The organism is Streptomyces broussonetiae (assembly GCF_009796285.1).
Lineage (GTDB): Bacteria > Actinomycetota > Actinomycetes > Streptomycetales > Streptomycetaceae > Streptomyces > Streptomyces broussonetiae.
The window spans coordinates 131,930-152,383 of record NZ_CP047020.1 but is presented as its reverse complement, the minus strand read 5'-3'; the positions used below and the strand labels follow the sequence as shown (position 1 = coordinate 152,383).

Genomic DNA, 20,454 nt, shown 5'->3' with positions numbered 1-20,454 from the left:
GGCCGGTACAGCGGCCGTGACCGGTTCCGTAGTCTGAGCGCCGTGAGTGTGACGGAACGGCTGGCCGCACTGGGTGCACTGGCCGCCAGACGAACCAACGTCCTGCTGGGGCTCGCCTTCGCGGCGGTGTTGGCCGCGACGGCATACCAGCGTGCCGACGCGGGCCGTCGGGACTGGTTGCTCGACTGCGGTACCGGTGCGGTGGTGTGCGCCGTTGCGCTGCTGCGGGAGCGCGACCGGTTGGTCGCCGTGGCCGTTGGCCTGGTTGTCGCGGCTGCCGACGTCCTCGCCTCCAGCAGGGGGTACCTGACCGGCCAGCCCGGCGTTGCCGCGTCCTTGGCGTTGGCCGTCCTCGCCGGCTCGGCCGTCCGGGTGCTGCCGCTCGGGCGAGCCGTGGTGGTTGCCGCCGCCGGACTCGCGGTCACGACACTCGGCCGGCTCGCGACCACCTCAACTGCCGTCGGCTCGTTCCACATTGGCGTCCAGGGCTGGTTGGTCGGCCTCGGTACGGGGCTCGTCCTGCGCTTCCTGGAGCATCGCCGCCAGGCCACCGTCGAGGCGGTGCGGCGAGACGAACGCCTGGCCCTGGCACGGGAGTTGCACGATGTCGTCGCCCACCACGTCTCCGGCATCGTGATGCACACCCACGCCGCCCAGATCATGCTCCGCAAGCAGCCCGACCACCTCGGCGCCGCCCTGGCGGACATCGAGCGCTCGGGCACCGACGCCATGGACGCCATGCGACGGGTAGTCGCCCTGCTCCGCGACGCGGAGGACGGCGCCGCCGTCACCGCGGGACCGGAGCAACTCATCGACCTGGTCCGCCGTTTCGAAGAGCACGGACCGGCCGTCGATCTCCGACTGCCTCCTGGGGCGCCGACCTGGCCGCCCGTGGTCACCACCACCGTGTACCGGGTCGTCCAGGAATCCCTGACCAACATCGCCCGCCATGCCCGCGGCGCCCGCGCGGCCACCGTCACCATCTCCCAGGACAGCACGGACATCACCGTCGAGATCGGCAACGATGCTCCGCCGCACCCCCCGATCCGCGCTTCCCCGCGTGGCGGCTACGGCCTGGTCGGCATGCGCGAGCGCATCGAGGCACTGGGCGGTACGCTCAACGCCGGTCCGCGGCCCGGCACCGGCTGGTCGGTACGGGCCACCCTGCCCCTGCGCGCCGGAGACCGCCGATGAGCATCAGCGTGCTGGTCGCCGACGACCAGGCCATGATCCGCACCAGCCTGCGCCTCATCCTGGAGGACGAACCCGACATCACCGTCGTCGCGGAAGCACGCGACGGTGCCGAGGCCGTCGCCCTGGCCCGCCGACTGCGGCCCGACGTCTGCCTCATCGACATCCGGATGCCCCGCCTGGACGGCATCGACGTCACCCGCGGACTCGCCGGCCCGGGCATCGCCGACCCACTCCGGGTCGTCATCGTCACCACCTTCGGACTCGACGAATACGTCTACGGCGCCCTCCAGGCCGGAGCCCTCGGATTCGTCCTCAAGGACGGCGACCCCACCCTGTTCGCCGCCGCCGTGCGGGCTGCCAACGCCGGGGACGCCCTGATCTCCCCGTCGATCACCCTGCGCCTGCTTCGCAACCTCACCCCCATCAAGACCCCCCCCGCCCTCCAGCCCGAACCCCCGCTCACCGACCGGGAAACCGACGTCATCCGCGCCGTCGCCCGGGGCCGCACCAACCAGGAGATCGCCGCCGCCCTCTTCATCTCCGTCAGCACCGTGAAGGGCCACCTCGCCGCGATCCAGAACAAACTCGGAGCCCGCAACCGCAGCGAGATCACCGCCTGGGCCTGGGAATCCCACCTCATGCCGGGCGACGCAGAACAATGGAACGACACCTGATAGCACCAGCGCAGGGTTCGGCATGGGTCCCGACGAGACATCGCAGGCACTGAGTGGTGTCACCAGGGAAGCCCAACGGCACAGACTTCGTTGCGCGCTAGCGGCGAATACGGCAAAACGGGTCGAAATGCCCATCGCGAACCAGTGTTAAACGCCCACTTACGACGGGGCCCGCTCTGGTGGAATCCGTGGGCGTGGTGGCCCCGGAACCTGGAGAAACGCCTCTCGGCGACCGAGCCTGGAGCTGCGCCCCGGACGACCCTGCCCCTGGGTGACTCGGACGACGACATGCGGATCACGGAGACGGTCGCCGCCCTCACCCTGCGCACCGCCGCCGAACAGGTGTCCTGCGTCCGTGCACCCCGCCCCGCTCTCCACCTCGCATCTACCGCGCCGGGACTCGCGCTGCCATCCGCCGACTGAATCCGGCAGCGGGGGATATCCGTAGAAGCAGGTCATCCCACGCGGGAGGAAGCATGACATTGGTGAAGGCGGGCGTCGTGGTCCTTGACTGCGCTGAGCCTGAGCGACTCTCCGTGTTCTACAAGGAGTTCCTGGAGGGCGAGCAGACGGATGCCTCGGCCAACCTTGTGGAGATCCGTGGCGCTGGCGGTATCCGGCTGGCCTTCCGCCGCGATGTGAACGCTACCTTGCCCAGCTGGCCCCGCCCGGAGAACTCCCTCCAGGCCCACTTGGTCTTCCTCGTCGAGCACATGGACGAGGCCGAGCGGCGGGTGGTGGGTCTCGGAGGCCGACCAATCGAGACCAAAGACCCAGCGGGGCCGTACGAGGAACGCAGATACGCCGACCCAGCAGGCCACCCTTTCACCTTGCGTTTGGTGCCCATCACTGCGCCCAAGCAGGGCTGAATTACCGCGCATCCGCGACCTCGGCCGATCGACTCCAGCACCCGAAGACCGGCACGGCCTGATGCAGCCGCACCGGCTACCGTTGCGGGGCAGGGCGTCGGGGAGGACTTGGGTTGGAGGGCATGTCCTGCGCACCCGGATTGCCGATGAGGCCACGCAAGCACGCGAACTGACGAGTAATGGACCGCTGCCGGCCGCCCACAAGGCGGCTGGACGGCCAGGAAAAGGTGTGTGGAGATGGCCGAGAGATCGACCGCGGCGGGAAAGCAACGGCTCTGCGAGGTAGACCCCAGCGACGTGCGGACTCCACCGTTGCTGCCCGGCGGCTACGATCCGGCCGACTACGCCGCCTTCGTAGCCCGCAGCGCCGGGGAGGCGAGCGTGTCGCCTCTGCTGGTCATGACCGTGCTCCACAACGAGGCGTACAAGCCGCACCATCCGTTCCTCGAGCGGCTGTGGCAGTGGTGGAAGCCCGGGGCGTCTTTCGGCGTGGCCAACATGCACCGGGCGGCGTTCGAGCGGGTGCGACGGATGCACGGCTTGTCCGGGAGGTGGCAGGACCTTCGCGACGATCCCGCCTTCGCCATCCGCGCCGCCGTCTTGTACCTGAAGGATCTCGACCGGAGCCTTCCGCAGCGGCATGCGCCCCGCTACACCCGCGACGAACTTCTCGCCTTGGGCTACAACACTGGCGAGCGCAACATGCGGGCCTTTGCCCGGGGCGTCCCCCCGGGCCCTATGGCACGGTCATACCTGCGCCGGTTCCGCGCCCACAGGAGCCAGGCGGCCAAGGCCCTGGCGGACAGCGCAACGCCAAGCGAGCCCCCGGCCGAGTGAACCGCCCCGGTTCGAATAGGGACTCGATTTCATGAAAGGATCGAGTCATGGCACGACCCTCCCGTTACCCGCTTGAGCTGCGCCGTCGTGCGGTGCGTATGGTCGCCGAGGTCCGCGACGACTACCCGAACGAGACGGTCGCCCTGCAAATGGTGGCCGACAAGCTAGTACTCCAGCAGCACTTTGACGTTTTCCCTGTTCAGGGGCGGTTTGGGTGAGTGTAGTGGGCTGGTTGGCGGCCTGTGTTCTCTTTCCCGGGCCGCCCCTCGATCGTGTGCAGGCGCCGCTGATAGTGGCAGCGGCGCGGGCAGCCTCCCGGCGTGATCGACGAGCGTGCAGTTGAGATCTGGAACGACGAGCTCGAGGAACTCTTCCTGCGTACCGGCCACCGCTTCAGGCGTGTCGAGCCGCGTCGCAGGATGCGTGACTACATCCGTGGACTGCTGGGCCCGGTCGGCCGCAAGAACGGCTGGCAGCTGGCCGAATACGCCGGACACCGCACACCCGACCGCCTCCAGCGGCTCCTCAACGGCGCCCGCTGGGACGCCGATGAACTCCGCGACGACCTGCAGCACTACGTGGCCGAACGGCTCGGAGAGCCCGACGGGACTCTCATCCTCGACGACACCGGCTTCCTCAAGAAAGGCACTACCTCGGCCGGCGTGCAGCGCCAGTACTCCGGCACCGCCGGCCGCACCGAGAACTGCCAGATCGGCGTGTTCGCCGCCTACGCCACCACGCGCGGACGCGCCCTGGTGGACCGGGAGTTGTATCTGCCCAAGTCCTGGACTGACGACCGCGACCGCTGCCGCGCCGCCCACATTCCTGACGAGCGGGCCTTCGCCACCAAGCCTGACCTGGCCAAGGCCATGGTGCTGCGGGCGATCGCCTCGCCGCTGCCGATCGCCTGGGTGACCGCGGACTCGGCCTACGGCCAGGAGTGTCGGCTGCGCCGCATGCTGGAGGAGACCGGCCTGGGATATGTGCTCGCGGTCCCCAAGTCCCAGCAGGTGCCGCGCTTCGGACGCATCGATCACCTCTTCTCCCAGGCACCCAACGAGGCGTGGGAGCGACGTTCGTGCGGTGACGGCGCGAAGGGCCCGCGCGTCTACCACTGGGCCGCCCTGCAGATCGCGTCCATCGAAGACTTCGACACCGAGATGCCCACCCACCAGCGGTGGGCACTGGCACGCCGCAGCATCAACAAACCCGAGGAGATCGCCTACTACCTCGCCTACGCCCCGCTGGGCACCACGGTCGAGCACCTGGTCCGCGTCGCCGGGGTGCGCTGGGCCATCGAGGAAGCCTTCCAGGCCGCGAAGAACGAATGCGGCCTCGACCAGTACGAAGTCCGCCGCTACACAGGCTGGATGCGACACATCACCCTGGCCATGCTGGCGCATGCTTTCCTCGCCGTGATGGCCGCCGACGCCGCGGCAAAAGGGGCAGCAGAAACGGTTCCTGCCTCGCGCCCCTCACCGTGGCAGAAGTTCGGCGGCTCCTGGCAACTGGCCACTCACCCATCACCGCTCACCAGCCCCTCATCAGCGCACGCGCACTGAGATGGTCACATTGGCGCAGACGACGCCAAGCCGTCGCTCGCCGCTGCCACTATCAGCGGCGCCTGCACACGATCGAGGGGCGGCCCGGGAAAGAGAACACAGGCCGCCAACCAGCCCACTACACTCACCCAAACCGCCCCTGAAAAGGGAAAACGTCAAAGTGCTGCTGGAGTACTAGTAGTGCTTGGTCAGGTTCACTCGCCGGTGGCGTGTCCGTTTGATCGGGTGCGTCGTTGACGGGGTGTGATGGGTGGGGAGTTGGCCGCGGTCCGGTGTGATCTGGAGGACTTCGCGGCGGAGATGTTCGAGCCGTTCGCGCGGGCGGATCAGCGCCGGTGGGGAACGGTCTATCTGTGGGGCCTGCTGCTGGACGGGCGGCGCAAGTCGGTGGAACCGATGGCCGCCCGCCTGGGCGAGGACGGCAACCGGCAGGCCCTGGCGAACTTCATCACCACCAGCCCATGGGAGGCAGCGCATGTCCGCGCCCGCCTCGCCTGGCGGATGCAGCAGGTGATCAAACCGACCGCGTTCATCGTGGATGACACCGGCTTCCTCAAGGACGGTGATGCCTCGGCGTGCGTGGCCCGGCAGTACACCGGCACCGCGGGCAAAGTCACCAACTGCCAGGCCGGGGTATCACTGTACCTGGCCTCCGACGACGCGTCGGCTGCTGTCGACTGGCGTCTGTTCCTGCCCGAGAGCTGGGATCCCGCCTCACCCAAAGCCGATCCGGGCAGGGTGGCCCGCCGCACCAGGTGCGGCATCCCCGAAGACGTCGGACACGTGGAGAAGTGGCAGCTGGCCCTGGACATGATCGACGAGACACGGTCGTGGGGCATCGACGTCCCGCTCGTCGTCGCCGACGGCGGCTACGGCGATACCGCAGCCTTCCGCCTCGGCCTGGAAGAACGCGGCCTCGGTTACGCAGTGGGCATCTCCACCACGACCACCGCCCAGCCGGAAACAGCACGGCCGCACACCCCGCCCTACTGCGGTCGCGGCCCAAGGCCCCAGCCTGCCTACCCCGAGCCGGCCCAGACGGTGAAGAAGCTGGTCATTGAGGCTGGGAAACAGGCGGCCCGGCCGGTGCAGTGGCGGGAAGGCTCCCGCGCGGGCAGCGGCCGCAGCGGTCTGAAGCGGATGTACTCACGGTTCGTGGCCCTGCGGATCCGGCCCGCCGGACGCGAGATCCGCAAGAGCACCGCCGGACCCGAACTGCCCGTGCGCTGGCTGCTGGCCGAATGGCCCGCCAACCAGCCCGAACCCGTGCAGTTCTGGCTCTCCAACCTGCCCGCCGACACGGCGCTGGCCACCCTCGTGCGCACCGCGAAGCTGCGCTGGAGGATCGAGCACGACTACCGCGAGATGAAACAGACCCTGGGCCTGGCCCACTTCGAAGGGCGCACCTGGAGAGGCTGGCACCACCACGTCACCCTCGTCTCCGTCGCACACGCCTTCTGCACCCTCCAGCGACTGACCCGGTCCCCAAAAGAGACGGCGCCGGCCTGAGCCTCTACCAGGTCGCCCGCGAACTGCAGCTACTCCTCGCGGTCTGGACCGGCGCCTGCCCTACCTGTCACCGCGACACGCCAGAACCGATACCAACCTGACCAAGCACTACTAGATGTTGCGGGATATGACGTTGGTGACACAGGCCAACATCGATGAAACCAAGGTGCCTCGACGGACAGTGGTCGGGTAGCGTGCAGGTCATGTCGAGTCCTGAGTCAGACAGGGTGGGGGCTTTCGGTCACATGCCGTCAGCCCCCTGAACCACTGAGCTCCTAGACGTGCCGTCGCGCCGCGTTCTGCGGTGTAACGAGGGCGCCCTTGAGGGCTGGCCGCGGTGACGAGATGACCTTGTCGTGCTTCTCCTCGCCCCGGAGCCACTCGATGTCTCTTCCGCTGTATCTGCTTGCCGTGGCCGTCTTCGCCATGGGCACCTCGGAGTTCATGCTCGCCGGCCTTTTGCCGGACATCGCCTCCGATCTCAACGTCACTGTCGGGACAGCAGGCGTGCTCACCTCGGCCTTCGCAATCGGCATGATCGTCGGTGCCCCTCTTGTGGCCGCACTTGCCCGTAGGTGGTCCAGGCGCTCCAGCCTGCTCGGGTTCATCCTCGCTTTCGCGGCAGCCCACGCCGTGGGCGCCATCACCACCAGCTTCCCGGTCCTGTTTGCCACTCGGTTCGTCGCCGCGCTCGCAAACGCGGGGTTCCTCGCCGTCGCTTTGGCGGCTGCCACCACCCTGGTCTCGCCTGACAAGAAGGGGCGTGCGCTGGCCGTGCTGCTGTCAGGCACGACGACCGCCACGATTGCCGGTGTCCCGGGTGGGTCGGTGCTCGGCACGCTGCTCGGCTGGCGTGCCACATTCTGGGCTGTCGCCGCTCTCTGCCTGCCTGCAGCTCTCGGCATCCTGAAGGGAATCCCAGCGGGACGGGCGAAGGAACGGATGCCTGGCGGACCAGCCCTGCGAGCGGAACTCGCCCAGCTGGCACGGCGTAGGTTGCTCCTGGTGATGCTGCTCGGTGCGCTGGTGAACGCGGCCACCTTCGCCGGCTTCACTTTCCTCGCCCCCGTCGTGACCGGCACCGCCGGGCTCAGTGAACTGTGGATCTCTGTCGCCCTGGTGCTCTTCGGTATCGGTTCCTTCGCCGGAGTCACGGTCGCCGGTCGGCTGTCCGACCAGCACCCCGGCCCGGTCATCGCGGTCGGCGGCCCGCTGCTGCTCGTCGGCTGGCCGGCCCTGGCCGTGCTGGCCGACAAGCCGCTCGCCCTGCTCGCCCTCGTGTTCATCCAGGGAGCCCTGTCCTTCGCGCTGGGCAGTACCCTGATCACGCGGGTCCTTTACGAAGCCGCGGGAGCCCCGACCATGGCCGGCTCGTGCGCGACCGCGGCGCTCAACGTGGGCGCCGCCGTCGGCCCTCTCATCGCCGCGACCACCCTCAGCACCGCGGCCGGGAACCTCGGGCCTCTGTGGTCGAGCGGATTCCTGGTCGCCGTTGCGCTGCTCCTTGCGTTCCTCTTCCGCACCGTGATCGCGGCTGGCCGAAGCACCGAGGTGCTCCAGTGACGCATGCGAACGCCCCTTTGAACGTCGAGGGACGCCGAAGGCTCATCGAACGCTGCCGCACCCGTCCGATCGCCCACGTCGCCGCCGAGGCCGGCTCTCCCGCGCCTGCCTGTCCAAATGGAAGAACCGCTACGACAAGTATGGCGAAGCCGGGCTGCAGGACCGTTTGAGCGTCCCGCACTCTTCACCGTGTCCGCGTACATGTTGATGTGCAGAGGTAGGTACGAGCTCACGTACACACTCGATCGGGTTGATCTTGGGCGTGTCGTACGCGTGTCGTGAGTAGGGCCTTCGGGTGCGGGACAGCCATCGCGCGAGGTGAGAGGAGGCGAAGGGTGTCCCGTCTCGATGATCCTGCACTCGGAGCGTTGGATGGATCTGCGCCGGTTTCGCGCCCTGCATGAAGCAGGGATGAGCATCTCCGCCATCGCCCGGGAGACCGGGCTGAACTGGCGGACTGTCAAGAAGTATGTCGAGGCGCCACCGCCGGTGGTGCCGCCGAAAGGGCCGCCCCGCAAGGGCTGCAATCCGCAGGTGATCGAGCCGTTCAAACCGGTCATCGACGCCTGGCTGCGGGCCGACATCACGCTGAAGGGCACGGTGATCCACGAACGGCTCGTCGCCCAGTATGGGTTCACCGGCAACTACCAGCGAGTGAAGATCTATCTGCAGCAGGCTCGGCCGCAGGTGATGGCCGAGCTGGGCATCGGCCCGGACGAACTCGATGGCCTGCACCGCCGGTTCGAGGTGATCCCCGGCGCCCAGGCCCAGGTCGACTGGGGCGACGAGGGCGGCGTCCTCACGCACGTCGGGATCAAGAAGGTGTACTCCTTCCACATGGTCCTGTCCTACTCACGGGACCCGTTTTGCTGCTTCACCACGTCGATGGACCTGGCGACGTTCTGGGACTGCCACCGTCGGGCATTTGCCCACTTCGGAGGGGTCCCCAAGGTGATCGTCTACGACCGGACCAAGACCGTCGTGCGCCGACACGTCGCCCCAGGCGAAGCGGTCCCGCTGCATCCGGAAGCCGTCGCGTTCGCCGGGCACTACAACTTCGACATCGATGTGCTGGCCGCCTATCGGCCCACCGGAAAGGGCCGGGTCGAGCGGCAGGTGACCATCGTCCGTGATCACGTGCTGGCGGGCCGGTCGTTCGACTCGGTGGTGCAGATGGATGCCGCCTTCGTCGACTGGGTGCCGCTGCGGCGGGCCCGAACCCATCGCACGCACCATGAAGTGATCGGTCTGCGGGCCGAACGCGACCATGCCGCCCTGCGACCGCTTCCGTCCCGGCCTTACCTGGTCACCGACCGACACCTGCGGCACGTCGGCAAGGACTGCCTGGTCGCGTTCGAGGCCAGCCTCTACTCGGTGCCCGCCCGTCGCGTCCGCCCCCGACAGCTGGTCGAGGTCCGTGCCGGCGGCGACAGCATCTCCCTGCACCTGCTGGCCCCGGACCTGACAGGGGCGACCCTGCTGGCCGTTCATCCCCGGTCGCACACCCGCGGCGCCTGGGTCGTCGACGACGCCCACTGGAACGGCCTGCCCGACGGATCCGGCCGCCGCACCACCACACACGTCACCGAACCGGCTCGCCGGTCCGGGACGGCGACCGCGTCGGACAGCCCACTCCAAGAACTGATCAAACAGTCACCAGCTGCCCAAGTTCCTGTCGGCAAACGTCCGTTGTCGTTCTACGACGACATCGCCGGCACCGGTCCCAAGCCCCGTCCCCGCATCGTTTCGGACTCGAAGGACACCGCGTGAGCGAACTGGTCACCGCCCGACTGCGATCCACCGCCGCCAAGCTCGGCCTGCCCCACACGGCGGCCAGTCTCGACCACCTGATCCAGCGCGCGGACGCCGGCAAGATGGGCTACCTCGACTTCCTCGACCTGGCCCTGTCCGAAGAACTGGCCGTCCGGGACGACCGCCGCTTCCACACCGGCCTGCGGCTGTCCCGGCTGCCGCACCACAAGACGCTTGAGGACTACGACTTCTCGTTCCAGCCGGAACTCGACCCCCGCAAGATCCGCGACCTGGCCACCTTGGCCTTCGTCGAAACCAGGACCAACGTCGCCCTGCTGGGACCGCCCGGGGTCGGAAAGACCCACATCGCGGTGGGGCTGGCCGTCGCGGCTTGCCGGGCCGGGTTCACCATCTACTTCACCAGCCTCGACGACATGGTCCGGCAGCTCAAAGAGGCCGACCGGATCGGCCGGCTGCCCGCCAGGATGCGGCAGTATCAGCGGCCCGACGTTCTCGTGGTCGACGAGGTGGGCTATCTCCCACTCGACCGGGACGAGGCCAACCTCGTCTTCCAGCTGATCTCGAAGCGATACGAGAAGGGCTCGATCATCCTCACCTCGAACAAGACCTTCGGAGAGTGGGGACAGGTGTTCGGAGACGAGGTCCTCGCCACCGCCATCCTCGACCGTCTCCTGCACCACTGCGAGGTCGTCTCCATCAACGGCAACAGCTACCGGCTGAAGAACAAGCTGTTCGCCATCGACGGCGGCGACGCAGCGACCGCCTGAACCTGCCGCTTCACCCCACACGGCCGGGGCGAGGGCTGACGCCCTCGCCCCGGCCACAACTTCGTACGTCACTCTGCACGTGAGGGTGTACTTCGCTCTGCACATGAGCTCGTACACCGACACACCGACCCAGACGCCGCCCGACGTCGTCGAACGGATCGAGCAGCTACGACGGGACAACAAGTGGTCCGCGCGCAGGATCGCACTCGAACTCGCGGGCCAGGGCGTGCGGATCAGCGAACGCACCGTGGGCCGGTGGCTGACGCGTCTGGGCATCAACCACCGCCGGTTCCTCGATCCCGACGGCTCGGTCAACCGGCGCCCGCCGAAACGGATCGTGGCCCGCTACCCAGGCCACCTGGTCCACCTCGACGTCAAGAAGGTCGGACGCATCCCCGATGGCGGCGGGTGGCGGGTTCACGGACGCGGCTCCGAACAGGCCAAGGCAGTCCAGCGTGCGAAGACCGCTGGCGGCAAGGGCGGGTACGTCTACCTGCACTCCGCCGTCGACGGGTTCTCCCGCCTGGCCTACACCGAGCCCCTTCCCGACGAAAAGGCCGCCACCACCGTGGCGTTCTTGAGCCGCGCCCGCGCGTTCTTCGCCGCGCACGGCATCCACAGGGTCGTTCGCGTGGTCACGGACAACGGCGCCAACTGCCGCGCAGCGGTCTTCACGCGCATCTTGGCCTCGTGGGCCTCCCGACACCAGCGAACCAGGCCCTACACACCTCGGCACAACGGCAAGGTCGAGCGTTATCAGCGCATCCTCGCCGAAGAGCTGCTCTACGCCCGCAACTGGGCCTCTGAAGCAGAGCGCGCCCGGGCGATCATGGTGTGGAACGTCCACTACAACTACCACCGACCTCACACCGCCGCCGGAAACCATCCTCCAGCCTCACGCCTCCACGCAAGCGTCACCAACGTCATGGCCAGCAACAGCTAGATGTCGAAGAGGACTTCCTCTTGTGGCGGGATCGGAGGGTCGAGGATGTCGCGTAGGCGAGTGATCGCCTGGCTCCATTTGCGGCCGTTCGAGGATTCATCCCACCGCTCGGCAAGTTCGGACGACTCCGCGACGACCTGGCCCAAGGCGTCGACGGCCAGTTTCTTGAAGTCGGCGGGGAACTTTGGCATTGGCTGCGAAGGGCCGTAGTTCGCGCAGGTTGGTTCACCGCCCGGGTGTTGAGCGACGACCAGGGCAGCGGCAGCCACTGCCAGCACGGCATCGGTGTCGCTGAGGTAATCCATGGCGTTGGCGGCGCGTTCGAGCGCGCTGCGGACCAGACTTTCGCGGTTGTCCAAGGTGGCCTCGTCCAAGGCGAGGGCGAAGTCCGCAGCGTCGTCGTTGTCGAAGGGGCCGACGTCCCAGGTCCCCATGGTGATCTCCTCCCGAGTGCTGCCCCGGGGATCTTTGCATGCGCTGCCGACGATGAGGTCAAAAGGCGAGCAGGACGCGCTTGCGGAGGAGCGCGAATCCTGCCCGGCCGAACATCTGCCGCTTGAGCATCTTGATCCGATTGACTGCTCCTTCGACCGGGCCGGAGTTCCAGTCGGTGGTCAGTCCGGCGGTCACCGCGTCGAAGTCGCCTTCCAACCCTGCCGCGAAGGAACTGATGCCGGGCAGTCCCGACGTCATGGCAGCGGTGATCCACTCGGTGAGACGGAGCCCGTCGAGGGTGGTGAGCATCTCCGCGAATGTTCCGATCAGGTGCGCGGCGGCATCCAGCTGCGGGCACCGGTCGAGGACCGCCTTCCTGCGCAGCTTCTCCTCTTCGGTGAGGGCGGCGGGATGACGGGTCAGCCATCCGGTGACCTGCCGGATAGAGGGTGTGGCCGGCCGGTGGCCGGCGAGGCTGACGCCTACCCGCGGCTCGCCTCGGCGCTGACCCGCCCGATCCGCTGGGAACTCATTGCCCAGCAATACGACCAGATGATCAAGTACGCGACCGCGATCCGGACTCGGACCGCGTCGACCGAGGCGATCCTGCGCCGCTTCACCCGTAACGCCTCCCACCCCACCTACGCGGCCATGCTGGAGGTCGGACGGGCGCAGAAGACCATCTTCGTGGCCCGCTACCTGCGGCTGCGCGACCTTCAGCGGGAGATCGAGGAGGGCTTGAACGTCATGGAGTCCTCCAACGGCGCAAACTCCGTGATCGCGTACGGCAAGGGTGGGGAGATCGCCTCGAACCGGCGCGACGAGCAGGAGATGTTCGTCCTGTGCCTGCGGATCCTGCAATCGGCCCTGGTCTACGTGAACACCCTGATGCTCCAGGACATCCTTAGCGAGCCGGAGTGGGCCGACCTCCTCACGCCTGCTGACCGGCGTGGCCTGACCCCGCTGTTCTGGTCCCACGTGCGTTCGTACGGGGAGGTCAACCTAGATATGGACGCGCGTCTCAACCTCGCCGCCGCCGTGCCCGGCCCGCGAACCCCGCTGGACGACCAGCAGATGACGTCTTCTAGGAGCCGGGAGAGTGCGGAACCTTCGACCGCGCCAGCAAAGCGGTAGTGCCGCAGACGAGGGCCAGCACGGGAGGCATCAGGTACCGTTTGATTCCTTGTCAGTGGCGGTCTGGGGGATGCGAATGACGGGCATTGAGATCGCGGTCGGGTACGTGTTCGCGTGGGCGGTGCGCAAGGCGAAGCGGGTGGCAGGCCGAGCGGACGAAGAGGTCGACCGCACTCTCGACGCCTCGATGGACCGGCTCCACGACCTGGTCAGCCGCAAGCTGGGCGAGGATCCCGCATTGCAGAAGCTGGCCGAGGAGGCCGCGGCGGGGCAGGACAGGCCGACCGACCGCACCCAGCAGAGGGTGCACCTCGCGCTGGAAGACGCCACGGAGAACGATCCCGCCTTCGCAGAGGCTCTGGACCGCGCGGTGAAAGATGTGCAGGCCCTGTCCCGCGCGGTCGGCGGAATATCGGCAGGCGACGGTGGGCAAGCCGTCGGCGGGAATGTGGGCATCCGTGCCGACCACGGGTCCGCTGCCGCCTGGAGCATGCGGGATGTGACCCTGGGAAACCCTCGGGAGCCGGGTCCGCGCCAGGGGTGAGCGGATCCGGAGCCAGCACGGCCCCGCGCGGCACTGACTTCACCAGCATCTTCGCAGACCACGGCGGCGTGGCCATCGGCTACGCTGAGCAGGTCCACCATCACGCTCCGCCTCGTAAGCCAGCCGCTTGGCCGCACCAGGTCGGGGTGATTCCGCCGCGTGCCTTGTCCTTCCAGCACCGGGCCGAGGTCGATCAGCTGCGGACAGCGGCCGACGGCGGAGGCACCGCAGTGCTGACCGGCACGGGTGGGGTGGGCAAGACCCAGTTGGCCGCGGACCATGCCCGTAACGCATGGGACAACGGTAGCGTGGATGTGCTGGTGTGGATCACCGCCAGCAGCCGGTCGGAAATCACAGACGGGTACGCGCAGGCCGGCGTGGAGGTGCTGGGCGCAGATCCCACGGACCCCGAACGGGCCGCGCGCGAGTTCCTGGCCTGGCTGGAGCCGAAGGCCACGCTGAAGCCGTGCCGGTGGCTGGTGGTCCTCGACGACCTCGCCGCCCCGGCTGACCTGCGTGACCTGTGGCCACCGAGCAGTCCGCGCGGCCGCACCCTGGTCACCAGTCGACGCCGCGACGCCGCCCTGACCGGAGCGGGCCGCTGCCTGGTGCGTGTGGGCCTGTTCAGGCCCTGGGAGTCCGCCGCCTACCTCACGGAGATGCTCGCAGCCCACGGGCGTGCCGAGCCCGCCGATCAGATCAACGGCCTCGCCACCGACCTGGGACACCTGCCTCTTGCTCTCGCCCAGGCCGCCGCCTACGTCATCGACGCCACCCTGGCCTGCGCCGACTACCGGCAGCTGCTCGCAGACCGGATGAGAAAGCTGGCTGACTTGCTGCCCGAGCCCGGCACCTTACCCGACGACCAAGCCACCACGGTGGCCGCCACCTGGTCTCTGTCCATCGAGCGCGCCGACCAACTCCGCCCGGCGGGTCTGGCCCGTCCCATGCTGCAGCTTGCCGCGATGCTCGACCCCAACGGCATCCCGTCCACGGTTTTGGCTAGCCCGCCCGTTCTCACGTACCTCGCCGAGTTCCGCATCGGTGCCTCACTTGGACAAACACACACGCAACAGGTCACTGGGCAAGACGCGGTCGGAGCGCTAAGTGCACTCCAACGCCTGAACTTGATCGAGCACAGCCCAAACGTCCCCCATAGAGCCGTGCAGGTCCACCAACTCATACAACGCGCCGCCCGCGACGCTATGCCTGCCGCGGACCGCGACGTCGCCGGTATAGCCGCGGCCACGGCCCTAATAGCTGCCTGGCCCGAGACAGAGCGTGACACCGCCCTGGCCCAGGCCCTGCGCGCCAACACTGAAGCGCTCACCCGCCACGCCGAAGACTCCCTCTACCAGCTTGGTGATTTCGACGACGAACTCGATGGCGTTCATCCGGTGCTCTTCCGTACTGGCGAAAGCCTTGGCGAAGCTGGCCAGATCGACGCTGCCATAAAGCACATGCAACACGTCCTTGACACGGCAGGCGCTCACCTTGGTCGAGATCACGCGGACACTCTCCACGCCGCGCACGACCTTGCCCACTGGCTGGGCGAGTCAGGAGATTTTGCTGGCGCAGCCTCTGCCTACAAACGGCTACTGAAACAGGAAACACGAGCACTAGGCTGCAAACACACTACAACTCTCGATACTGGCGTATCGCTCGCATACTGGCTTATGAAGTCTGGGGATGCTGTCGGCGCAGCTTCTACTTACAAGCGACTCCTGAAACCGATGACACAGGCACGAGGGCCGGATCATCCTCACGTCCTCAATCTCCGGCACAACCTGGCATGGTGCCAGGGCGAAGCTGGCGATGCTGTCGGAGCCGCGGCTGCCTTGGAAAGGCTACTGGAACAGGAGCTGCAGGTGCTGGGATCCGAAGACCCTCTAACCCTCAATACTCTGGGCGCCCTCGCTCGCTGGCGTGGGGAAGTCGGGGATCATGCTGGTGCTGTGGCCGCCTTAGAGTCCGTGGTGGACCAGAAGCTTCGGGTTATCGGCCCTGACCACCCTGACACCCTTTCCGCACGGCATAGTCTCGGGAGATGGCGTGCGATCGCCGGAGATATTGCTGGCGCCACAGCCGACCTTGAAAACCTGCTTGTCGATCGACTACGTGTACTGGGTCCCGATCACCCCCATACCTTTGCTACCCGGAGCAACCTAGCCAACTTGCGAGGCCGGGCCGGGGATCCAGTAGGCGCCGCCGAGGCAACCGCTGAGTTGCTGGGACAGATGCTCCGGGTATTGGGCGCCGACCACCCCCACACCGTCCGCACCCGCGACGCTCTCGCGTACTGGCGGACGAAGGCCGTAAAGGATCCAGCCGCTCAGCAATCGACCGATTGATGAGCAAGATCGGTAAGTGAGGGTTTGCGACCGGATCGACGCCGGATCATGCCCATAAAACGGTGTCAGAAAGTCGACGTGCTCAAGAACTTGAGCAGCACCCTTTTCTGTACGATCTGGCGGGTGCAGCCACCCCAGGACGACGACACCGCCGATCCCCTCGCCCCGTTCCGGCCGTACGGACCGGCGACCTTGTGGGATACGCACGTGTGTCCACCAAGGGACAACTGCTCGACCGACAGATCCACGCACTCACCGAAGCAGGGTGCATCCGGATCTTCTCCGACAAGAAGTCCGGCAAGAACGCCGAACGCGAAGAGCTGTGGAAGGCCCTCGACTACCTGCGCGAGGGCGACACCCTCGTCGTCCCGTCGCTGGACCGGCTCGGACGCTCCATCCAGGACCTCATCGCCATCGTGTCCGGTCTGCGCAAGCGCGGTATCGGCTTCACCTCACTGCACGAGGCGCTCGACACCACCACGCCCGGCGGGCGCCTGGTCTTCCACGTCTTCGCGGCCCTGGCGGAGTTCATCCGAGAACTCATCGTCCAGGGCACCAACGAGGGCCTGGACGCCGCCCGCGCCCGCGGTGCCCGACTCGGCCGCCCGCCGGCGATGACCGAGGAACAGGTACGTCACGCCCGCGACCTACTCGCCCGCCCGGAGAACACCGTCACCTCGATCGCGAAGCTCCTCGGCGTCTCCAGGAACACGATCTACAACTACGTGCCCGAGTTGAAGGGCGGTCGCCTCGCACTTGCCGAGGCGACCAATGCGCCGGAACTGCCCAGACCTGCCAGGTCCAACGACTGGTCACCGTCGTTTGCGGTTAGGTTGGGTCGGGCCGGGGCGCGGTACTGGCCTTGCGACCAGCCCGTTTCCCCGACCCGCCCGCCGCACCCGCCGTGCGTGTCTCCACGCAACGGGCGCTCCACGTGCCTTGGCCGGTGGTCAGTCGCTGGTACTGGCGACTGCCGGTCGTGGTGTCCACGGGGTCGGGATGTTGCTGCCGCGGTAGCGGTAGCGGATCACTTTGACGCTGGATGCGCCGGTGAACTCGACTCCGTCGCAGATGAGCTTCCAACTGCCCGGTCGGCAGAACCGACGGCGCAGTTCCCTCCAGCTGAGCCGGGAGTGCTTGTGGAAGATCCAGCGGACGATGCGATGCCACGCGTGGTCATCGATCGTGCTGAACACCGCCTTCGACACCCCGTGCCGGAAGTAGTTCGCCCACCCGCGCAGGGTGCGGTTGAGGCTGGCTAGCAGCTCGTCCACGTCCCTGTGCAGGTCTGATCTGCGTGTTCTGTCTTTCACCTTGTCCTTGATCGACTGGATCGCCTTCTTGGACGGCTTGGTGTAGACGTAGTGCTTCTGCGTTCCTCGTTTCCGCTGCCTGCGGATATGGAAGCCGAGAAAGTCGAAGCCCTCATCGATGTGGACCACCTGGGTCTTCTCCGGTGCCAGACGCAGCCCCAACGGGGCGAGCACGCCGGCCACCTCCTCACGCAGCTGCTCGGCATGGCGGCGTTCCCCGGAGACCATCAGAACGAAGTCGTCCGCGAAACGGATCAGCCGCCAGTTGCCCAGTCCGTGCTTCCTGCGCGTGACCCGCCGCTTATAGCTGCCCATCTCCTGCTGCCACTGCCGGGCGAAGTACTCGTCCAGCGCGGACAGCGCGATGTTGGCCAGCAGCGGGGAGAGAATCCCGCCTTGCGGGGTCCCGGTCAGCGTCTCCTCCCGGTCCCCGGAGGTCGTCATGACCCCGGATTTCAGGAACGCCTTCACCAGCGTGCAGACGCGCTTGTCCTTGATCCTCGCCCGAAGGCGATCCATCAGGGCCGTGTGATCGATCTCGTCGAAGCACGCCTTGATGTCTGCCTCCAGGACCCAGTGGAACTTGTTGGCCCCGGAAGACAGGTGATGGATCTCCGCAATCACGTCGTGCGCCCGCCGGTTGGGGCGGAACCCGTACGAGCACGGCATGAAATCCGCCTCGAAAATGGGTTCGAGCACTGCTTTGAGGCTGGCCTGGACCACCCGGTCGGCGACCGTGGGGATCCCCAACGCGCGGAGCTTGCCGCTCGCCTTCGGGATCATCACCTGTCGCACTTCGACCGGCTCGAACGCGCCCGACTTCAGCGCGTCCCTGATGTGCTCCAGGAACGCCTCGACCCCGATCCAGGTCTCGATCAGGGCCACCGTGGCCCCGTCGGTTCCTGGGGTCCTCGCCCCGGTGTTGGTGGCCACGCGTTCCCACGCGTGCACTAGAAACGCCGGGTCGTAGACTGTCGGTGGACTTCGAAAAGGGGTTCTGGATCACTTTCCGTGCCAGGGCCACGGAGGGTCACCGGGTCCGCGATCATGAACGGTCGTGAACCACGACCTGCTCCAGGACCTCTGGCTCCACCAGACCACCGACGTCGCGGTCAGCGCCGTCACCATCCACGCCGACCACGTCACCGTCCACGCCACCACCAGGCTCATGCCGCGTAGAGGATGCGTTTGCGCAGGAGGTCGAAGTTGGCGCGGCCGAACATCTGACGCTTGAGCATCTTGATCTTGTTGTTGTGGCCCTCGACCGCTCCTGAGCTGTAGCGCAGGGTGAGCCCGGCGACAACGGCGTCGAGGTCCTGCAGGAGGCCGGTGGCGAAGCTCTGCAGGGCGGGGACCTGGTCTTGTCGGACGCGGGCGATCCAGTCTTTGAGCTGGTGGCCGCGGCGGTCGTTCATCAGCTCGGCGAAGTCTCTGACGTGATCGGCGGTGCGGGCGAGCGCCGGGACGCGCGCGAGGATCTCCTTGAGCTGCTGCGCGTCGGCGTCGTCGAGCCGGTCGGGGTGGCGTGTGATCCACCCGGTCACGTCCCTCACGGAGGGCTTGCGGCGGGGCGGGTCCTGGTGAGGGAACGCCTCCCGCAGCTGCCGTATGTAGACGCGGACGATCTGCTCCTGGCCCGGGAAGCCGCGCTGCCGGATTTCTTCGAACAGGCGGCGGGCGACGGTGAAGCCTTCGGCGTACCGCTGGTTGAGGTAGGGCTTGTAGGGGTCGAGGATGCTGGTGCGTCCGGTCCAGCGGCCGACCAGCAGTTCGTCGGGGTCCGCGGCGTGGGCCAGGCGGCGGATGGTGCCGCGGGCCAGGCCCAGTCGCCGGCCGATGGCGCGCAGGCTGACGTCCTCGCGTATCAGGGCGTGGACGGCGGCGTGCTGTTCGCGGACGCGGTCCGACAGGCGTCCGGTCCGCCGGGGCTCGGCAGCGGTGACCGGCAGGGTCAGGGGCTCGGTGGGCCCTGCGGGTGGCGGTGGTTCGGGCAGCAGGGCGCGGTGCTGGAGCACGGTCTTCTCGACGGCGTCGGCGAGGTTCTGCCACAGGTGGAAGCGGTCGGCGACGTGGATGGCGTCCGGGGCGCCGAGCCGTGCGGCCTCGGCATACAGAGCGGAGCGGTCGCGGCAGATGACCTTCACTCCCGGGTGGGCGGCCAGCCAGGCACGGACGGTCTCGACGGTGCGGTCGGGCAGCAGGTCGACCGGTCGGCGGGTCTCGATGTCCACCAGGATGGTTGCGTAGACATGCCCCTTGCGCAGGGCGAACTCGTCGATTCCCAGCACGCGCGGCACCGGTGGGGCTTCTTCGGGCAGAGCGCGGATCAGGCGAAGGAGCGTGGAGCGGCTGACCGGGACGGCGAACGCCTCGGCAAGGCGGGACCCAGCCCGGCCGGCGAGCATCAGCCCGAGCTTCTGCAACGCGGCTTGGAGTTGTTGGCTTCGTCGCCCGTGTCGGAAGGTGACGCCCTCGACTTGTTCCACGAACGTCGTCCGCTCGCAGGCTTGTTGGCGGCAGCGGAACCGGCGGACCCGTAACTCGACGACGACCCGGCGCTGGCCTGCGGCGCTGTCGTCAAGCCTGCGTACGTAGCTGCTGTGGACGCGACCCGAAGACGTCCCGCACGTCGGACACTGCGCGCCCGCCCTGGTGGTGGCGGCGTGGACGGTGACGTGGTCGGCGTGGATGGTGACGGCGCTGACCGCGACGTCGGTGGTCTGGTGGAGCCAGAGGTCCTGGAGCAGGTCGTGGTTCACGACCGTTCATGATCGCGGACCCGGTGACCCTCCGTGGCCCTGGCACGGAAAGTGATCCAGAACCCAGCTTCTACTGGCCATGCAGCAACCCCCGCGGGTGCGGGGACGACGGCGCGTACCGCAGCCCGTTCTTCTCCATGCGAGAGCAACCCCCGCGGGTGCGGGGACGACGGGCAAGCCTGTGTCGTCATCGTGGACTGGATCGAGCAACCCCCGCGGGTGCGGGG

The 20,454-nt window shown here is 67.7% G+C and carries 18 protein-coding genes, 3 pseudogenes and 1 CRISPR repeat array (1 of these 22 running past the window's edge); of the genes and pseudogenes, 17 read left to right on the top strand and 4 right to left on the bottom strand.

Translation table 11 applies throughout. The features are described 5' to 3' along the window. Positions 1 to 42 precede the first annotated feature (42 nt). From GQF42_RS00760 to GQF42_RS00700, 13 genes and pseudogenes are all read left to right on the top strand, one after another. Positions 43 to 1,194, top strand: a complete 1,152-nt coding sequence (locus tag GQF42_RS00760) for a sensor histidine kinase (protein WP_199272530.1) — start codon at positions 43 to 45, stop codon at positions 1,192 to 1,194. Next, entirely contained in the window at positions 1,191 to 1,868 is a 678-nt protein-coding gene (locus GQF42_RS00755; protein WP_158916763.1) for a response regulator transcription factor, read from the top strand. Before GQF42_RS00760 ends, GQF42_RS00755 begins: the two co-directional genes overlap by 4 nt. Before the next feature lie 288 nt (positions 1,869 to 2,156). Further along, the gene (locus tag GQF42_RS46805) at positions 2,157 to 2,291 is read left to right on the top strand and encodes a hypothetical protein (protein WP_267906111.1); all 135 of its coding nucleotides are present in this window, start codon (positions 2,157 to 2,159) and stop codon (positions 2,289 to 2,291) included. A 53-nt stretch (positions 2,292 to 2,344) separates the two neighbouring features. Next, entirely contained in the window at positions 2,345 to 2,737 is a 393-nt protein-coding gene (locus GQF42_RS00745; protein ID WP_158916761.1) for a VOC family protein, read from the top strand. Positions 2,738 to 2,974: 237 nt separating this feature from the next. After that, positions 2,975 to 3,574: a lysozyme family protein gene (locus GQF42_RS00740; RefSeq protein ID WP_158916759.1), complete on the top strand. Its 600-nt coding sequence runs from the start codon at positions 2,975 to 2,977 to the stop codon at positions 3,572 to 3,574. A 47-nt stretch (positions 3,575 to 3,621) separates the two neighbouring features. Beyond that, positions 3,622 to 3,792: a hypothetical protein gene (locus GQF42_RS00735; RefSeq protein ID WP_158916757.1), complete on the top strand. Its 171-nt coding sequence runs from the start codon at positions 3,622 to 3,624 to the stop codon at positions 3,790 to 3,792. 102 nt (positions 3,793 to 3,894) lie between these two features. Further along, positions 3,895 to 5,136 (top strand): IS701 family transposase, encoded by a 1,242-nt coding sequence (locus tag GQF42_RS00730; RefSeq protein WP_456115193.1) that lies wholly within the window; start codon positions 3,895 to 3,897, stop codon positions 5,134 to 5,136. A gap of 246 nt (positions 5,137 to 5,382) precedes the next feature. Beyond that, the gene (locus GQF42_RS00725) at positions 5,383 to 6,645 is read left to right on the top strand and encodes an IS701 family transposase (RefSeq protein WP_199272529.1); all 1,263 of its coding nucleotides are present in this window, start codon (positions 5,383 to 5,385) and stop codon (positions 6,643 to 6,645) included. A 384-nt stretch (positions 6,646 to 7,029) separates the two neighbouring features. After that, complete coding sequence (locus GQF42_RS00720; protein ID WP_158916753.1) at positions 7,030 to 8,208, top strand: Cmx/CmrA family chloramphenicol efflux MFS transporter; 1,179 nt, start codon at positions 7,030 to 7,032, stop codon at positions 8,206 to 8,208. Next, positions 8,205 to 8,398: pseudogene (locus tag GQF42_RS00715) on the top strand (helix-turn-helix domain-containing protein); the annotation flags it as partial. The gene GQF42_RS00720 and the pseudogene GQF42_RS00715, both read left to right, overlap by 4 nt. A 158-nt stretch (positions 8,399 to 8,556) precedes the next feature. Next, the gene (gene istA / locus GQF42_RS00710; protein WP_158916751.1) at positions 8,557 to 9,978 is read left to right on the top strand and encodes an IS21 family transposase; all 1,422 of its coding nucleotides are present in this window, start codon (positions 8,557 to 8,559) and stop codon (positions 9,976 to 9,978) included. Beyond that, entirely contained in the window at positions 9,975 to 10,748 is a 774-nt protein-coding gene (gene istB, locus GQF42_RS00705; protein ID WP_158916748.1) for an IS21-like element helper ATPase IstB, read from the top strand. Before istA ends, istB begins: the two co-directional genes overlap by 4 nt. A 124-nt stretch (positions 10,749 to 10,872) precedes the next feature. Then, positions 10,873 to 11,691 (top strand): annotated as a pseudogene (locus GQF42_RS00700) (IS481 family transposase); the annotation flags it as partial. Here the strand turns inward: GQF42_RS00700 and GQF42_RS00695 are convergent. Both GQF42_RS00695 and GQF42_RS00690 read right to left on the bottom strand, forming a co-directional pair. Continuing rightward, complete coding sequence (locus tag GQF42_RS00695; RefSeq protein WP_158916746.1) at positions 11,688 to 12,125, bottom strand: DUF4259 domain-containing protein; 438 nt, start codon at positions 12,123 to 12,125, stop codon at positions 11,688 to 11,690. The pseudogene GQF42_RS00700 and the gene GQF42_RS00695 overlap by 4 nt on opposite strands. Positions 12,126 to 12,183: 58 nt before the next feature. Next, positions 12,184 to 12,510: a transposase gene (locus GQF42_RS00690; RefSeq protein WP_233273730.1), complete on the bottom strand. Its 327-nt coding sequence runs from the start codon at positions 12,508 to 12,510 to the stop codon at positions 12,184 to 12,186. On the opposite strand from GQF42_RS00690, the gene GQF42_RS00685 reads away from it, so the two are divergent. The 4 genes and pseudogenes from GQF42_RS00685 to GQF42_RS00670 all read left to right on the top strand — a co-directional run. After that, on the top strand, positions 12,457 to 13,260 hold the full coding sequence (locus GQF42_RS00685) for a transposase (protein ID WP_233273729.1): 804 nt from the start codon (positions 12,457 to 12,459) through the stop codon (positions 13,258 to 13,260). The two genes, GQF42_RS00690 and GQF42_RS00685, sit on opposite strands and share 54 nt — an antisense overlap. 49 nt (positions 13,261 to 13,309) lie before the next feature. Further along, a complete protein-coding gene (locus GQF42_RS00680) occupies positions 13,310 to 13,804 on the top strand; it encodes a chromosome partitioning protein (protein ID WP_158916742.1) in 495 nt (164 codons plus the stop codon). Positions 13,805 to 13,872: 68 nt separating this feature from the next. Further along, complete coding sequence (fxsT, locus tag GQF42_RS00675; RefSeq protein WP_233273153.1) at positions 13,873 to 16,155, top strand: FxSxx-COOH system tetratricopeptide repeat protein; 2,283 nt, start codon at positions 13,873 to 13,875, stop codon at positions 16,153 to 16,155. A 62-nt stretch (positions 16,156 to 16,217) separates the two neighbouring features. Beyond that, positions 16,218 to 16,829 (top strand): annotated as a pseudogene (locus GQF42_RS00670) (recombinase family protein); the annotation flags it as partial. A 276-nt stretch (positions 16,830 to 17,105) separates the two neighbouring features. Here GQF42_RS00670 and ltrA read toward each other — a convergent pair. Together ltrA and GQF42_RS00660 are read right to left on the bottom strand one after the other, a co-directional pair. Further along, positions 17,106 to 18,419: a group II intron reverse transcriptase/maturase gene (gene ltrA, locus GQF42_RS00665; RefSeq protein WP_158916740.1), complete on the bottom strand. Its 1,314-nt coding sequence runs from the start codon at positions 18,417 to 18,419 to the stop codon at positions 17,106 to 17,108. 215 nt (positions 18,420 to 18,634) lie between these two features. Next, entirely contained in the window at positions 18,635 to 20,227 is a 1,593-nt protein-coding gene (locus GQF42_RS00660) for an ISL3 family transposase (RefSeq protein WP_158916738.1), read from the bottom strand. An 82-nt stretch (positions 20,228 to 20,309) separates the two neighbouring features. Continuing rightward, positions 20,310 to 20,454: direct repeats of the CRISPR family, unit length 28 nt; unit sequence GAGCAACCCCCGCGGGTGCGGGGACGAC; it runs 250 nt beyond the window's last position.

Coding starts and splice junctions, on each gene's coding strand:
- GQF42_RS00755 (WP_158916763.1), top strand. CDS start 1,191: ATGAGCATCAGCGTGCTGGTCGCCGACGACCAGGCCATGATCCGCACC.
- GQF42_RS46805 (WP_267906111.1), top strand. CDS start 2,157: ATGCGGATCACGGAGACGGTCGCCGCCCTCACCCTGCGCACCGCCGCC.
- GQF42_RS00745 (WP_158916761.1), top strand. CDS start 2,345: ATGACATTGGTGAAGGCGGGCGTCGTGGTCCTTGACTGCGCTGAGCCT.
- GQF42_RS00740 (WP_158916759.1), top strand. CDS start 2,975: ATGGCCGAGAGATCGACCGCGGCGGGAAAGCAACGGCTCTGCGAGGTA.
- GQF42_RS00735 (WP_158916757.1), top strand. CDS start 3,622: ATGGCACGACCCTCCCGTTACCCGCTTGAGCTGCGCCGTCGTGCGGTG.
- GQF42_RS00725 (WP_199272529.1), top strand. CDS start 5,383: ATGGGTGGGGAGTTGGCCGCGGTCCGGTGTGATCTGGAGGACTTCGCG.
- GQF42_RS00720 (WP_158916753.1), top strand. CDS start 7,030: ATGTCTCTTCCGCTGTATCTGCTTGCCGTGGCCGTCTTCGCCATGGGC.
- istA (WP_158916751.1), top strand. CDS start 8,557: ATGATCCTGCACTCGGAGCGTTGGATGGATCTGCGCCGGTTTCGCGCC.
- GQF42_RS00695 (WP_158916746.1), bottom strand. CDS start 12,125: ATGGGGACCTGGGACGTCGGCCCCTTCGACAACGACGACGCTGCGGAC.